At 73.0% G+C, this 14356-nt stretch carries 12 protein-coding genes; 3 read left to right on the top strand and 9 right to left on the bottom strand.

Annotated features, from left to right (window positions below; translation table 11 throughout):
* Positions 1-115: 115 nt before the first annotated feature.
* From sucD to N869_RS07830, 5 genes are all read right to left on the bottom strand, one after another.
* Positions 116-1003: a succinate--CoA ligase subunit alpha gene (sucD, locus tag N869_RS07810; protein WP_035059941.1), complete on the bottom strand. Its 888-nt coding sequence runs from the start codon at positions 1001-1003 to the stop codon at positions 116-118.
* Positions 1004-1033: 30 nt separating this feature from the next.
* Positions 1034-2212 (bottom strand): ADP-forming succinate--CoA ligase subunit beta, encoded by a 1179-nt coding sequence (sucC, locus tag N869_RS07815; protein ID WP_035059943.1) that lies wholly within the window; start codon positions 2210-2212, stop codon positions 1034-1036.
* A 112-nt stretch (positions 2213-2324) separates the two neighbouring features.
* A complete protein-coding gene (gene pcrA, locus N869_RS07820; RefSeq protein ID WP_035059945.1) occupies positions 2325-4775 on the bottom strand; it encodes a DNA helicase PcrA in 2451 nt (816 codons plus the stop codon).
* Between the two features lie 147 nt (positions 4776-4922).
* On the bottom strand, positions 4923-5588 hold the full coding sequence (locus tag N869_RS07825; protein ID WP_035059947.1) for a LuxR C-terminal-related transcriptional regulator: 666 nt from the start codon (positions 5586-5588) through the stop codon (positions 4923-4925).
* On the bottom strand, positions 5588-6841 hold the full coding sequence (locus N869_RS07830) for an ATP-binding protein (protein WP_035059949.1): 1254 nt from the start codon (positions 6839-6841) through the stop codon (positions 5588-5590). The genes N869_RS07825 and N869_RS07830 overlap by 1 nt, the downstream gene beginning before the upstream one ends.
* Positions 6842-6966: 125 nt before the next feature.
* Between N869_RS07830 and N869_RS16500 the strand changes: the two genes are divergently transcribed.
* A complete protein-coding gene (locus N869_RS16500; protein WP_052105235.1) occupies positions 6967-8355 on the top strand; it encodes a PspC domain-containing protein in 1389 nt (462 codons plus the stop codon).
* Positions 8356-8404: 49 nt separating this feature from the next.
* On the top strand, positions 8405-8662 hold the full coding sequence (locus N869_RS07840; protein ID WP_156968428.1) for a hypothetical protein: 258 nt from the start codon (positions 8405-8407) through the stop codon (positions 8660-8662).
* Between the two features lie 187 nt (positions 8663-8849).
* Here the strand turns inward: N869_RS07840 and N869_RS07845 are convergent, their stop codons facing one another.
* Positions 8850-9968: a glycosyltransferase family 4 protein gene (locus N869_RS07845; protein ID WP_035059953.1), complete on the bottom strand. Its 1119-nt coding sequence runs from the start codon at positions 9966-9968 to the stop codon at positions 8850-8852.
* 21 nt (positions 9969-9989) lie between these two features.
* Here N869_RS07845 and N869_RS07850 point away from each other — a divergent pair, with 21 nt between their 5' ends.
* On the top strand, positions 9990-11507 hold the full coding sequence (locus tag N869_RS07850; RefSeq protein WP_035059955.1) for a GGDEF domain-containing protein: 1518 nt from the start codon (positions 9990-9992) through the stop codon (positions 11505-11507).
* A 15-nt stretch (positions 11508-11522) separates the two neighbouring features.
* Here N869_RS07850 and guaA read toward each other — a convergent pair whose 3' ends face one another.
* Genes guaA through N869_RS07865 form a run of 3 tightly spaced genes read right to left on the bottom strand, consistent with a single transcriptional unit; the run spans position 11523 to position 14298 of the window.
* A complete protein-coding gene (gene guaA / locus N869_RS07855) occupies positions 11523-13115 on the bottom strand; it encodes a glutamine-hydrolyzing GMP synthase (RefSeq protein WP_035059957.1) in 1593 nt (530 codons plus the stop codon).
* Positions 13112-13510, bottom strand: coding sequence for a DUF3817 domain-containing protein (locus tag N869_RS07860; RefSeq protein ID WP_232229657.1), 399 nt, complete (start codon positions 13508-13510; stop codon positions 13112-13114). Before N869_RS07860 ends, guaA begins: the two co-directional genes overlap by 4 nt.
* Positions 13507-14298: an SURF1 family protein gene (locus N869_RS07865; protein ID WP_052105237.1), complete on the bottom strand. Its 792-nt coding sequence runs from the start codon at positions 14296-14298 to the stop codon at positions 13507-13509. The genes N869_RS07860 and N869_RS07865 overlap by 4 nt, the downstream gene beginning before the upstream one ends.
* Between the last annotated feature and the right edge of the window lie 58 nt (positions 14299-14356).

The following is a 14356-nucleotide window of genomic DNA, read 5'->3' on the forward strand; positions in this document are numbered from 1 at the left end:
CTCGCCGGTGTGTCGCACGGCGCCGGGCCTGCGGGCGCCCTGTCCCGCCACCCGTGCCCGTCGACGCACCGGCGCCCGACCCCGGGGCCGGGGTCGGGCGCCGGTGTCCTCGTGGTCAGCTGAGGATGTGCCGCATCAGCTGGGCGGTCTCGGACGGGGTCTTGCCGACCTTGACCCCGGCGGCCTCGAGGGCCTCCTTCTTGGCCTGCGCGGTGCCGGAGGAGCCGGAGACGATCGCCCCCGCGTGCCCCATGGTCTTGCCCTCGGGCGCGGTGAACCCTGCCACGTACCCGACCACGGGCTTGGTCACGTGCTCCTTGATGTACGCCGCGGCGCGCTCCTCGGCGTCCCCACCGATCTCACCGATCATGACGATCGCCTCGGTGTCGGGGTCGGCCTCGAACGCGGCGAGGGCGTCGATGTGGGTGGTGCCGATGACCGGGTCGCCGCCGATGCCGATCGCGGTGGAGAACCCGAAGTCCCGCAGCTCGAACATCATCTGGTACGTCAGGGTCCCGGACTTGCTGACCAGGCCGACCCGGCCGGGGCCCGTGATGTCGGCAGGGGTGATGCCGACGTTGGACTTCCCGGGGCTGATGATGCCGGGGCAGTTCGGGCCGATCAGGCGTACGCCCTTGGCCTGGGCCGCGGCGAAGAACTCGGCGGTGTCGGCCACCGGGATGCCTTCGGTGATGATCACCACCAGGGGGATGCCGGCCTCGACGGCCTCGAGCACCGCGCCCTTGGCGTGTGCCGGCGGCACGAAGATGACCGAGACGTCGGCACCGGTCTCGGTCATCGCCTCCGCCACGGACCCGAAGACGGGGACGTCGACGGTGCCCGCGCCCTGGGGGAACGTCACCGACGTCCCGGCCTTGCGGGGGTTCACGCCACCGACCACCCGGGTGCCGGCGGCGAGCATCCGCGTGGTGTGCTTCTGCCCCTCCGAGCCGGTCATGCCCTGGACGATGACCTTGGAGTCCTCGGTCAGGAAGATCGCCATGTCTGTGTTCTCTCGTCTCTGCTCGGTGGCTCAGGCGGTCGCGGCGGCGTGGGCGAGGGCGGCGGCCTTGTCGGCACCGCCGTCCATGGTGTCCGCGAGGGTCACCAGGGGGTGGTCGGCCTCACGGAGGATGGCCCGGCCCTCGGCGACGTTGTTCCCGTCGAGGCGGACCACGAGCGGCTTGGTCGCGGTGTCGCCGAGGATCTCGAGGGCCTTCACGATGCCGTTGGCGACCGCGTCGCAGGCCGTGATGCCCCCGAAGACGTTGACGAACACCGCCTCGACCTGCGGGTCGCCGAGGATCACGTCGAGCCCGGCGGCCATGACCTCGGCCGAGGCGCCGCCGCCGATGTCCAGGAAGTTCGCGGGCTTGACCCCGCCGTGGGCCTCGCCGGCGTACGCGACGACGTCCAGGGTGCTCATCACCAGGCCCGCGCCGTTGCCGATGATGCCGACCGACCCGTCGAGCTTGACGTAGTTGAGGTCGTGCTCCTTGGCCTTGGCCTCGAGCGGGTCGGCCGACTCCGCGTCCTCGAGGTCGGCGTGGTCGACGTGACGGAACGCGGCGTTGGCGTCCAGGGTGACCTTGCCGTCCAGGGCCACGACCGTGCCGTCCTCGGTCCGGACCAGGGGGTTGACCTCGACGAGGGTCGCGTCCTCCGCCGCGTACACGGCCCACAGCTTCTGGATGACGTCGGCGACCTGGCCGGCGACGTCCTCGGCGAACCCGGCCCGGGCGACGATCTCGGCGGCCTTCACCGCGTCGATCCCCACCAGCGGGTCGACCGCGACCTTGGCCAGTGCCTCGGGCCGCTCGACGGCCAGCTGCTCGATCTCGACCCCGCCCTCGACGCTGGCCATCGCCAGGTAGCGGCGCTCGGCACGGTCCAGCAGCACCGAGAAGTAGTACTCCTCGGCGATCGAGGCGCCCTGGGCGATCATCACCCGGTGCACCGTGTGCCCCTTGATGTCCATGCCGAGGATCTCCCCGGCGCGCTCGGCGGCCTCGTCCGGGGAGTGCGCGAGCTTCACCCCACCGGCCTTGCCCCGACCACCGGTCTTGACCTGGGCCTTGACGACGACCGTGCCCCCACCGAGCCGCTCGGCGGCCGCACGGGCCTCCTCCGCGGTGGTGGCGACGATGCCGCCGAGCACGGGAACACCGTGCTTCTCGAAGACGTCCCGTGCCTGGTACTCGAACAGGTCCACCCTGTTGCCCTTCCGTCGCTCGGCCGCGCCCGTCGGTGGCCGCGTCGCCTCGAGCGATGGTAGCCGCGGACGGCAGATGTCTTCACATCGAGAGACCGTGGGGCGGGTCGGATCAGAGCTTGGTGACCGGGGAGTAGCGCAGCAGGAGCCTCTTGGTGCCGTCCGCACCGAAGTCGATCTTCGCCACGGCGTTCGCTCCCCCGCCCTCGACCGCGACCACCGTGCCGAGCCCGTAGGCGTCGTGGGTGACCTTGTCCCCCACCGCCAGGCTCGGCACGTCCCCCGCGGGGCGTGGGGTCGCCGAGCCGAACCTCGCCCCACCCGCGGACGGTGCGGCCGGGCGCCGCGTCGTCGCCGGCCGGGGCCCGGTCGACCTGAGGACGGCCATGCTCGACTCGCGGCGCCGCCAGTCGACCAGGTCGGGCGGCACGTCGTCAAGGAACCGGCTCTCGGGGAACTCGTTGGGGACCCCCCACGCGGTCCGCACCGCCGCACGGGAGACGTAGAGCCGGCGGCGCGCGCGGGTCAGTCCCACGTACGCCAGGCGTCGCTCCTCGGCGAGCTGCTGGGGGTCGGCCAGGGACCGCATGTGCGGGAACGTCCCGTCCTCCCACCCGGTGACGAACACCACGGGGAACTCCAGGCCCTTGGCGGTGTGCAACGTCATCAGGGTCACCACGCCCTGGTCGGGTGTCGCGTCCTGCGCGGCGGCCGGGTCGTCGGCAGGGATCTGGTCGGAGTCCGCGACCAGCGAGACCCGCTCCAGGAAGTCACCCAGGTCGCCGTCGGGCTCGGCCTGCTCGAACTCCGTGGCCACGGCGTGCAGCTCGGCCAGATTGTCCACCCGCGACCCGTCCTGGGGGTCGTCGCTGTCACGGAGCTCGGCCAGGTACCCGGTCCGGTCCAGCACCGCGCCCAGGACCTCTGCCGGTCCGGCCCCGGACGCGGCGAGCTCACGCAGACCGGCCATGAGCTCACCGAACGAGCGCAGGCACGTCAGCGCCCTGGTGCCCAGGCCCGGGGCCTCGTCCGCGCGGTCCAGCGCAGCCCCGAACGACAGACGCTCCCGTTCGGCGAACGCCGCGAGCATCGCCTCGGACCGGTCACCCAGCCCTCGCTTGGGGACGTTCAGGACGCGGCGCAGGTTGACGTCGTCGTCAGGGTTGGCGACCGCCCTGAGGTAGGCGATCGCGTCCTTGATCTCGCGGCGCTCGTAGAAGCGGGTCCCGCCGACCACCTTGTACGGCAGGCCCACCCGGATGAGGACCTCCTCCAGCGCCCGGGACTGGGCGTTGGTCCGGTAGAACACCGCCACGTCCCCGGGGCGCACGCCCTCGGCGTCGCCCAGCCGGTCGATCTCCTCGGCGACGAACCGTGCCTCTTCGTGCTCGTTGTCCGCGACGTAGCCGACGATCTGCGGGCCCGCACCGGCGTCGGTCCACAGCCGTTTGGGGCGACGGTCGGGGTTGCGGGAGATGACGGCGTTCGCCGCCGACAGGATGGTCTGCGTGGACCGGTAGTTCTGCTCCAGCAGGATCGTGCGGGCCTGGGGGTAGTCGGCCTCGAACTCCAGGATGTTGCGGATCGTCGCGCCCCGGAACGCGTAGATCGACTGGTCGGCGTCGCCGACGACCGTCAGCTCGGCCGGCGGGACGGGCCGTCCGCCGTCGCCGTCCTGGTGCCGGTGCCACCCGGCCAGCTCACGCACCAGGACGTACTGGGCGTGGTTGGTGTCCTGGTACTCGTCGACGAGGATCTGCCGGAACCGGCGTCGGTAGTGCTCGGCGACCGCAGGGAAGGCCTGCAGCAGGTTCACCGTCGTCATGATGAGGTCGTCGAAGTCCAGGGCGTGGGCCTGCCGCAGCCGTGCCTGGTACCGCGAGTACACCGCCGACAGGACCTCGTCGAACTCGTGCGCCGAGCCCGCGGACGCGCCCGAGGACGAGGCGTACCCGTCGGGGTCCACCAGCTCGTCCTTGAGGGCCGAGATGCGCGAGGACAGCACCTTGGCCGGGTACTTCTTCGCGTCCAGGCCCAGCTCGCGCGTCACCAGCGTCAACAGCCTCTGGGAGTCGGCCGCGTCGTAGATCGAGAACGACGAGCGCAGGCCCAGGACGTCGTGCTCCCGCCTCAGGATCCGCACGCACGCCGAGTGGAACGTCGACACCCACATCGCCCGGGCCGCCGGGCCCACCAGCGCCTCGACCCGCTCGCGCATCTCGGCCGCGGCCTTGTTTGTGAACGTGATCGCCAGGACCTCCGGCGCCCGCACCCGGCCCGTGGCCAGCTGGTGGGCGATCCGGTGGGTCAGCACCCGCGTCTTGCCCGAACCCGCACCCGCCACGAGCAGCAGCGGCGGCCCGGAGTGGAGCACCGCCTCGCGCTGCTCGGCGTTGAGCCCGTCCAGCAGGCCGGCGCCGGCGTCGTCACGGTCGCCCGGGCCCGTCCCGTCGGCCTGCCCGTCACCCCCGTCACGGGAGCGCGGCGGGACGGCTGCGGGCAGCCGCGACTCGGACGACGGGTTCACACCCGGCAGGGGAAGATCGGTGAAGAGCATGTCCATGGCGGGGACCAGCCTAGGCCGCCCCACCGACAGCCCCGACGCGGCCCCGCCTCACGAGCCGGCGACGGACTCCCGCAGCCGCGCGGACGTCGCACCGGCGCACACCCCTTCACCCGTTCGTGTCAGCACCCACGCGGGACCGCCCGCTCACAGGAGCCGACGCGCCGCCGCCCACCGGGTCAGCTCGTGCCGCGACGACAGCTGGAGCTTGCGCAGCACCGCAGAGACGTGGGTCTCGACCGTCTTGACCGAGATGAACAGCTCACCGGCCACCTCGCGGTAGGTGTAGCCGCGAGCGATCAGCCGCATGACCTCCCGCTCGCGTGCCGAGAGCCGGTCCAGCTCGTCGTCACCCGTGGCCACGTCACCGGCCGCCGCGCCGAACGCGTCCAGCACGAACCCCGCCAACCGGGGCGAGAACACCGCGTCACCTCCCGCGACCTGGCGCACCGCCGCCGACAGGTCCGGGCCCGAGATCGCCTTCGTCACGTAGCCACGCGCCCCCGCACGGATCACCGCCACCACGTCCTCGGCCGCGTCCGACACCGACAGCGCCAGGAACCGCGTGCCAGCCAGCAGGTCGGCGCACGCGTGGATCACCTCCGCACCGCCACCGCCCGAGCCACCGGGCAGGTGCACGTCCAGCACCACCACAGGGGGTTGCAGCGCCCGCACCAACGTGATCGCCGAGTCCACGTCGTCGGCCTCACCCACCACGTGCACCGACTCGTCCAGCGACGCCCGCACCCCGGCACGGAACATCAGGTGGTCGTCCACCAGGACGACGTCGATCGGACCGGCCTCCGGTGTCATCAGTGCCCTCCCTCGTGCTCGGACGTGGGCAGGCACAGGTGCACCTCGGTCCCACGCTCCGGGTCGCTGCGCACCGTGGCCGTCCCGCCACGGCGCGTGATGCGCCCGATGATCGACTCTCGCACGCCGAACCGGTCCACGGGGACCCCGGCGAGGTCGAAACCCTCACCCCGGTCGCGTACGAACACCTCCACCCGGCCCGACCCGGCCTCCAGGTACAACGACACCGGCGGACGACCGTGCGTCACCGCGTTCAGCAGTGCCTCCCGCGTCGCCTGCAGCAACGCCTCCGTCGCCGCGTCCGGCACCACGTCGCCCACCACGACCACCTCGATCGGGACCCCGCGCGCGTCCTCGACCTCACCCACCAGCGCCCGCAGCTCGGCAGCCACCGACGTCCCGGGCGTCGGACGGTCGTCGTACAACCACGCCCTCAGCTCACGCTCCTGCGCCCGGGCCAGGCGCGCGACGACCTCCTGGTCACCGGCACGGGCACGGATCAGAGCCAACGTCTGCAGCACCGAGTCGTGCAGGTGCGCGGCGATGTCCGCGCGCTCGGACTCCCGGGCCCGGGCCGCACGCTCGTCACCCAGCTCGTTCACCAGCCGCAACCACCACGGGGCCAGGACCAGCGCCGCACCGGTGAGCACCGCGAGCGCAGCCAGCGCCGAGCGCATCAACGCGTCCAGGGGCGCGTCCTGCCCCACCAGGAGCAGCAGACCCAGCCCGGCCAGGACCACTCCCCCCAGCAGCCGCACCACGCTGACCGGTGTGCGGCCCCCCGCGTGCGAGAGCATCCGGTCACGCTGGACCCGGTCGAGCTGGCTCCACGCCAGGGCCGTCCCACCCAGGACGATGAGCACCGGCACCAACCACGAGTAGTCGATCCGCGCCCCCGCACGCACCGCCACCAGCAGACCCGCGGCCACCAGGAGCAGCAGACCGAAACCGATGTCGGTCAGGGGGACCCGTCGGTCCGGGTCACGCAGCCGGGGTGCCAGGCGCGCCAGCGCAGCGGGACGGGCCTGCTCGGCGGCCCCGGCAGGGTCCCCGGCGGGCACCACCACCCAGAACCACACGTACAGCAGCACGCCCACGCCGGAGAACGGCGCGAGCAGCAGGAACAGCAGGCGGACCGTCACCACCGGCAGCCGCAGGTGGGCGGCGAGCCCCACAGCCACTCCCCCCACCCAGGCGCCCGCCCGGGGACGGCGCAACGGAAGCCGACCGACGTCGGCGCTCTGGGTGGTCACACGAGCATCGTCACACGTCAGGGGTGCCACCCGGCAGTGACCAGGGCAAGGATCAGGGACGGATCAGGGTCGGGTCAGGGCACCACCCGATACCGCGACGGCCCGTCCCGCGGCAGGCTCGAGGCATGGACTCCACGACACCACCACCACCGGGGCCGGGCAGGACCTCCGCAGAGCAGCAGAACGGTCTGGACGGCTTCTTCGACAGCGTCCGGCGCGCCGGCCTGGTCCGGACCGACGACCGCTGGGTCGCGGGCGTGTGCGGGGGCCTGGCCCAGCGACTGGGCGTCGACGCCGCGCTGGTCCGTGGCCTGGTCGCCGTGACCGTCCTGTTCGCCGGCGTCGGGCTCGTGCTGTACGGGCTCGCCTGGGCGCTGCTCCCCGAGCAGCGCGACGGCAGGGTCCACCTCCAGGAGCTCATCGGAGGCAACTTCGACATCGCCGTCCTGGGCGCGTTCGCCGTGTTCCTGGCCGGCCTGTCCGTGCCCGGGGGGCGGTTCCCGGGCCTGTGGTGGTGGGACGGACCTGGCGGGGCGTGGACCGGGTTCTGGTGGCTCCTCGCGCTCGCGGTGATCGCCGTGCTCGTCGTGACCTCCATGCGGGGCCGCGCCCCGGGCCAGGGCCCCACGACGGCGCTGCCGCGGCACGACCCGTCGTCGGCGCCGGGCACCACCTCACCGGGAGCCGCCCAGCACGGACCGCCGGCAGCCCCCGTCCCGCCCCACTTCGACCGAGGAACGACCATGAGCCAGGCACCTGCACCCGAACCACCACCGGCCCGGCCCGGGCCCACCCCCACCACCTATGCGCCGCCCCCGGGTGGGGCCACGCCCACAACGGCGCTCCCGAGACAGCCACGCCCGCGACCCGGCGGACCGCGGACCGGGGTGACGACCGGTGTCCTGGCCGTCGGGCTCCTCGTCCTCGCCGGCCTGATGTACGCCGACCGGATCGGGGCGTTCACCGGACCGGTGCTGCTCACCGCCGGTGCGGTGACCGTGGTCCTGACGGGTGTGGCGATCGTGGCGACCGGCATCCGGGGACGCACCAGCGGAGCGCTCGGCGGGGTCGCCGTCATCGCGATCCTCGCCCTGCTGCCCGTCGCGGCGGTGGAGCGCAGCCCGTGGACGTGGCAAGGCACCACCACACCCGTCGGTGAGCTCTTCCACACCCCCAGCACGGTCGTGGAGGCCGAGCGGGGGTACTCGTTGGGCGCCGGGGAGGCGCGGATCGACCTGACCGGGCTGGCCCTTCCCCGGGGCCGGACCGTGGAGGTGCCCGTCAACGTGGGCGCGGGTGAGGTGACGATCCACCTGCCCCGGGACGGGGCGTACTCCGCCCGGGTCCAGGTGTTCGCGGGTGAGATCGACTGGCTGGGCGAGCAGGTCGTCCGTCGCGGCGGGGGCGGGCCCGCGCGCCTGTTCGAGTCGCAGAGCGTGCAGGAGGGCGCAGTACCCCGGATCGAGCTGCAGGTCGTCGTGGGCGCCGGGACCGTCCGCGTGGTCGAGGGGTGAGGCGCCCATGACCACCTCCAGCACACCGCCGGGCCGACCAGAGGAGACCATGATGGGAAGCACCGAGTACGACGCGCCTGACAGCACCGACGACACCGGCGCGGACTCCGCACCACCCCGGCGCCCGGTGAGGATCGCCACGATCGTGTGGGGTCTGGTGGTCGTCGTCGTGGGGGCGGGGCTGCTCGCCGCCGCCGTGGGGGTGGTGTTCGACGTCGAGCTGGCAGCCATCGCCGTCCTCGCGCTCGCCGGCGCCGGCCTGCTGGTGGGGGCCGTCATCAACGGCGCTCGCCGACGTCGCGGCTGAACCACGGGCCCCGGCGGTGAACGACCACGCACCGGGATGCAGAACGGCGGTTGACCCGGCGTAGTCGTCGGGTCAACCGCCGTGAGTCGTCGCCGCAGTGGGGTGGGCGTCGCGGCGACGCGTCCGAGACTCCCAGGGCACCGGTCCACCGGCATGGGCCGATGGTCCCGAACCGGGACGGAGCCGCTCAGCCGGGGCGCTGGGCCCGCGCGCGGTCGTACAGCTCGTGGGCCCGCAGCACGGTCATCGCCCGGTCGAAGGGCGGGGGCTCGGCTCGGGAGCGCTCCAGCAGGCGACGTCGCAGCCCCAGATCCGTGGTCAGGTGGACCAGGGCCCGTGCCATCGCGGCGTCGTCGTCCACGAGCAGGCCGTCGACCCCGTCGGTGACGAACTCCTCGATGCCCGTCCCTGCCCGGGCCACCACCACCAGGCCCGTGGCACGGGCCTCCAGTGCGGCGATGCCGAAGGCCTCCAACGAGGCGGGGGCCAGGAACACGTCGGCCTCGTCGTACAGCTTGCGCACCTCCAGCCGGTCCAGACGGCCGTGCACCGTCACCACCGAGGACATGCCACGACGGCGCACCCGCCGCCCGATCGCCGCGCGCTGCGGCCCATCACCCACCAGGTCCAGGTGCAGAGCCCCCGGCCCCAGCTGCGCCGCGGCGTCGGCGACCGTGTCGATCAGCGCCAGGCCCCGTTTGCGCGGGGCCAGGCGCATGGTCGCCACGCACCGCAGCGCACCGTCCGAGCGTCGCGCCGTCGGGCCCCACAGCCGCATGTCGGTGCCGTTCGGCATCACCGCGACCGGTCGACCGAAGACCCGCTCGACCCGCGCCGCCGCGGACCTGCTGACGGCGCTCAGCGCCACCGGCGCACCACGCCACCGCGACCTGCGCACCACCGCGCGCAACGCCGGGGTCCACCCGTCCAGCATGCAGTGCCAGGTGATCGCCAACGGGACGCCGGACTCGAGCGCGACCCGGGCACCGTCGTAGGCCACCGGTGAGATCACTCCGGCGTGGACGTGCACCACGTCCGGCTCGAGCCGAGCGATCAGCTCACGCATGCGCCGGGGGGCGGTCGGGCTGACCGGAAGGTCGCCGGGCATACGACCGCCCAACCGGTGGACCACGACCCCGTCGTCGTCCTCGGTCTCGCCGTGGCGCTCACCGTCCGCACCGGTCGTCGCCGTCAGGACGTGCACCTCGTCGCCGGCAGCCACCTGAGCCTTCGCAAGATCACGCACCTGCGTCTCGATACCGCCGGTTCTCGGGGCATAACAGTCCGAGACATGGAAGATTCGCACGCCTCAGGCTAGACCTCTTACATGAGCAACTCGGCGCCGAGGGACCCGGCCCACCCCCGACCACCCGACCGTGGCCGCCCGCTCCTCAGCGCGCAGGCCACCCACCTGGGATTCGTGGCACTCGCCGGGACCCTGCTCGTGGCACTGCTCTCGACCGAGGGGCAGGCCCGCGACTGGGTGGTCACGGCCTCCGGGGTGCCGCCGGCGATCGCTGTCGCGCTCGCCCTGCACCGCCGCTACGTCCAGGACCGCCGACCCTGGCAGACGCTGCTCTCGGGGCTCGTCGTCCTCAACGTCTACAACGTGTGGTGGATGGTCGAGCACTACGCGCCCACACCTCCGCCGAACCCCGGGCTCGTGGTCACCGTGGGCCTGCCGATCGGGTACCTGCTGCTCCTCGCAGGGACGATCATGCTCATCCGCAGACCCCTTCGCCAGGACGCCGGGGCAGCCGTCGACGCGGCGATCCTGGGGCTCAGCATCGCGTTCCTGCTGTGGGTGGCGATCCTGGAGCCCCAGATGGGCCGGGACGTGCCGCTCGCCGACCGGATGCGCACCATGCTCATCCTCGTCGCGATCAGCGCCATCGCGGGTGCCCTGGGCCGGGCGGCCGTGGTCCTCCCCACCCGTCGCCCCACACTCATCTACATGATCACCACCGTGGTGGCGATCCTCGGTGGCACCGTGGTGCGTGAGCTCACCACGACCACGACGCAACCCGGCGGGGTCTGGTGGGTGGGGGCCTTCTGGATCGTCGCGTTCACCGCCGGGACGGCCGCGGCGTTGCACCCGTCCGCCGAGCTCCCGATCATCCGGTACCCCCGGGCCCGGGTGCTGAGCCCCCGGCGGCTGCTCGCGCTCTCCCTCGCCCTGGCGCTGAGCCCGTTGCTGCTCGCCGCCGACCTGGTCACGGACATGGGCACGGACCTGCGCCTGGTCGTCGCGGCCAACCTCGGCATCGTGGGCCTGGTGGTGCTGCGCCTGAGCCAGATGGCGGACCGGCAGATGTACGCCGAGGACCGCCTGGCCTATCTCGCCCAGCACGACGACCTCACCGGGCTCGCCAACCGCAGCACGGCCCAGGAACGCGTCCACCGGTGCCTGGGGCGGGTCGCCTACGGCGTCACACCGGGCGCGGTGATCACCTACCTGGACCTGGACGGCCTGGCGCGCATCAACGTCGAGCACGGGCACGAGGCGGGCGACGCCCTCCTGCTCAAGGTCACCGAACGCATCTGCGACACCGTCCGCGACGGGGACGTCGTCGGCAGGGTCGGCTCCGACGAGTTCGTGCTCATCCAGGAGGGCGAACCCGACGCTGTCACCGACGGGCCCCTACGCGCCGTCCTGGACGCCCTGGACGCCCCGTTCGACCTGGACGGCACCCCCGTGAGCATCGGTGTCGCGCACGGGTCCATGCAGGTCCACCGCGGGCGTCACCTCACCGCCGAGACGGTGCTGCGGGAGGCCGAGGCCTTCCTCATCGCCGACAAGCACCGGCGTCGGGCCGCGGCCCGCGACCGCGAGCTCGAGGGCTGAGGGCCGAGCCGGCCCTCACTCCCACTCGATGGTGCCCGGGGGCTTGCTGGTGACGTCCAGCACCACCCGGTTCACCTCGGGCACCTCGTTGGTGATCCGGGTCGAGATCGTGGCCAGGACGTCGTAGGGCACCCGGGACCAGTCCGCGGTCATCGCGTCGTCCGAGCTCACCGGCCGCAGCACCACCGGGTGGCCGTAGGTGCGCCCGTCACCCTGCACGCCCACCGACCGCACGTCGCCGAGCAGCACCACCGGGCACTGCCAGATCTGCCGGTCCAGACCGGCCGCGGTCAGCTCGGCCCGGGCGATCGCGTCCGCGGCACGCAGCAGGTCCAGGCGCTCGGCGGTCACCTCGCCGATGATCCTGATGCCCAGGCCGGGGCCCGGGAACGGCTGCCGCCACACGATCGCGTCCGGGAGACCCAGCTCCAGGCCCACCGCACGGACCTCGTCCTTGAACAGCGTCCGCAACGGCTCGACCAGCTCGAACTGCAGGTCGTCGGGCAGCCCGCCCACGTTGTGGTGGGACTTGATGTTCGCCGCGCCCTCGCCCCCGCCGGACTCGACCACGTCCGGGTAGAGGGTGCCCTGGACCAGGAACCGGACCTCCTCCTCGTGCGCGCCGGCCTCGGCGACCACCTCACGGGCGGCGGCCTCGAACGTCCGGATGAACTCCCGGCCGATGATCTTCCGCTTGGTCTCGGGGTCCGTGACCCCCGCGAGCGCACCCAGGAACTGGGCGCGGGCGTCGACGACCTTCAGCTGGACGCCCGTGGCGGCCACGAAGTCGTCCTCCACCTGCTCGGCCTCCCCGGCGCGCAGCAGGCCGTGGTCGACGAACACGCACGTCAGCTGGTCCCCGACGGCCCGTTGGACCAGGGCTGCGGCCACCGCGGAGTCGACCCCTCCGGACAGCCCGCAGATCACGCGCGCGTCACCGACCTGGGCGCGGATCCGCTCGACCTGCTCGGCGACGACGTTGCCCGCGGTCCACGTGGGCTCCAGGCCCGCGCCGCGGTACAGGAAGTTCTCGAGGGCGTGCTGGCCCAGGGGTGAGTGCTTGACCTCGGGGTGCCACTGCATGCCGAACAGACGTCGCTGCGGGTCCTCGAACGCGGCGACCGGCGAGCCCGCGGACCGCGCCAGGACGGTGAACCCCTCCGGCGCCTCATGAACCGCGTCGCCGTGGCTCATCCACACCGACTGCTCGGTGGGCGAGCCGGTCAGCAGCACCCCGGAGTCGTCGACGTCCACGTGGGTCCCGCCGTACTCGCGGGTCCCCGTCTGCGCGACCGCCCCACCCAGGGCGTCGGCCATGGCCTGGAAGCCGTAGCAGATGCCCAGCACCGGAACCCCGGCGTCGAACAGGGCCGGGTCGACGGCCGGTGCGCCGTCGGCGTAGACGCTCGAGGGGCCGCCGGACAGGATCACGGCCGCGGGTTCCTTGGCCAGGATCTGCTCGACGGGCGCCGTGTGCGGGACGATCTCGGAGTACACGTTCGCCTCACGCACCCGACGGGCGATCAGCTGGGCGTACTGGGCCCCGAAGTCGACGACGAGCACAGGTCGGTGCGCGCCCGGCTGCCCGGGCTCCTCGGTGTGGGTCACGCGTCGAGTCTAGTGAGGCCCTCGTCGTCGGCCGGTTCCGGTCCGCGGACGGCGGCCAGGTCACGGACGGCGTGCTCGTGGACCCGTCGCTCCACGACGAACGACATCACGGGCACGACACCCCCGAGGATCATCGCGACCAGTCGCCGGTAGCCCCAGCGCATGGTCGACCACAGGTCCACCACGGTCACCAGGTACACCACGTAGATCCACCCGTGGACGAACGGCACCCACTCGATCCAGCGCATCACCTCCGGACCGGCCTGGAGCACGTACTTGATGACCATCTCGACCACCAGGATCAGGAGCATCACCCCCGTGATCCATGCCATCACCCGGTAGCGCCGCAGGGCGCGCCCGCCCTTGCCTGCCAGGTCCTCGGTCGTCGTGCTCACGTCGTCCTCCACTCGTCCCTGGCGGTGTCGCGCACGATCCGCCCCCACAGCAGCACCGCGAACCCGCCGAAGATCCACCACTGCAACGCGTAGGCCAGGTTCTGCACGTTCAGGCCCCCGCCGCTGGTCGTGGGCAGGGGGAGCCGCTGCGGCACGGCACCCGGGGCCGGCTCCACCTCGCTGACCACGAGGTACCCCGAGTACGTGGGGCCGCCCCACCTGTTGACCAGCACCGCAGGGCTGATCGAGTCGGTCATGCCCGGACCTGCCCCGCCGTCACCCGCGGACTCCCCGGCCTGCAGGTACCCGGTGACGGTCACCGGCCCCACCGGGGCAGCCACCCCGGACGCCTCGTCCTCGGTGGCGACCCACCCCCGGATCACTGCGAGCACCGGGGCTCTGCCGTCGGCGCCCGCGACCCCGTCGACCCGCAGCGGGCTCAGCACGAGGTACCCGGTGCGCCCGTCCAGTGCCCGGTCCACGACCAGGAGCTCGTCGTCCTCGAACGTGCCACGCACCTCGACCTTGCGCCCGACCAGCTCACCACGGAAGGTCTGCTGGGGCCCCAGGACCTCCCCCAGGGGCACCGGCGCGCCCTGCACCGCCTCCGCCACACGTGCCTCGGCGTCGTCGCGGCCACGGATCTCGGCACGGTCCAGCTGCCACATCCCCAGGCGCACGCACACCGCGGCCGCCCCGAGGAGCAGCACCAGCAGGACCAGCATGCGTGGGGTCAGGGCGGTGCGCAGGTACTCGGGGCGCGCGCTGGTGGGGGCCGGGGCGCTCACCCCTCCACGGTACCTCCCGCGACGGCGGGACCGGGCCGGTCGGCGGCCTCGCGCAGGC

Origin of the sequence: Cellulomonas bogoriensis 69B4 = DSM 16987, from assembly GCF_000767165.1 — a bacterium.
GTDB lineage: Bacteria > Actinomycetota > Actinomycetes > Actinomycetales > Cellulomonadaceae > Actinotalea > Actinotalea bogoriensis.

Excerpts from the sequence above, each read along its gene's own strand:
- N869_RS16500 (WP_052105235.1), top strand. The coding sequence starts at position 6,967 with ATGGACTCCACGACACCACCACCACCGGGGCCGGGCAGGACCTCCGCA.
- N869_RS07840 (WP_156968428.1), top strand. The coding sequence starts at position 8,405 with ATGATGGGAAGCACCGAGTACGACGCGCCTGACAGCACCGACGACACC.
- N869_RS07850 (WP_035059955.1), top strand. The coding sequence starts at position 9,990 with ATGAGCAACTCGGCGCCGAGGGACCCGGCCCACCCCCGACCACCCGAC.
- sucD (WP_035059941.1), bottom strand. The coding sequence starts at position 1,003 with ATGGCGATCTTCCTGACCGAGGACTCCAAGGTCATCGTCCAGGGCATG.
- pcrA (WP_035059945.1), bottom strand. The coding sequence starts at position 4,775 with ATGGACATGCTCTTCACCGATCTTCCCCTGCCGGGTGTGAACCCGTCG.
- N869_RS07825 (WP_035059947.1), bottom strand. The coding sequence starts at position 5,588 with ATGACACCGGAGGCCGGTCCGATCGACGTCGTCCTGGTGGACGACCAC.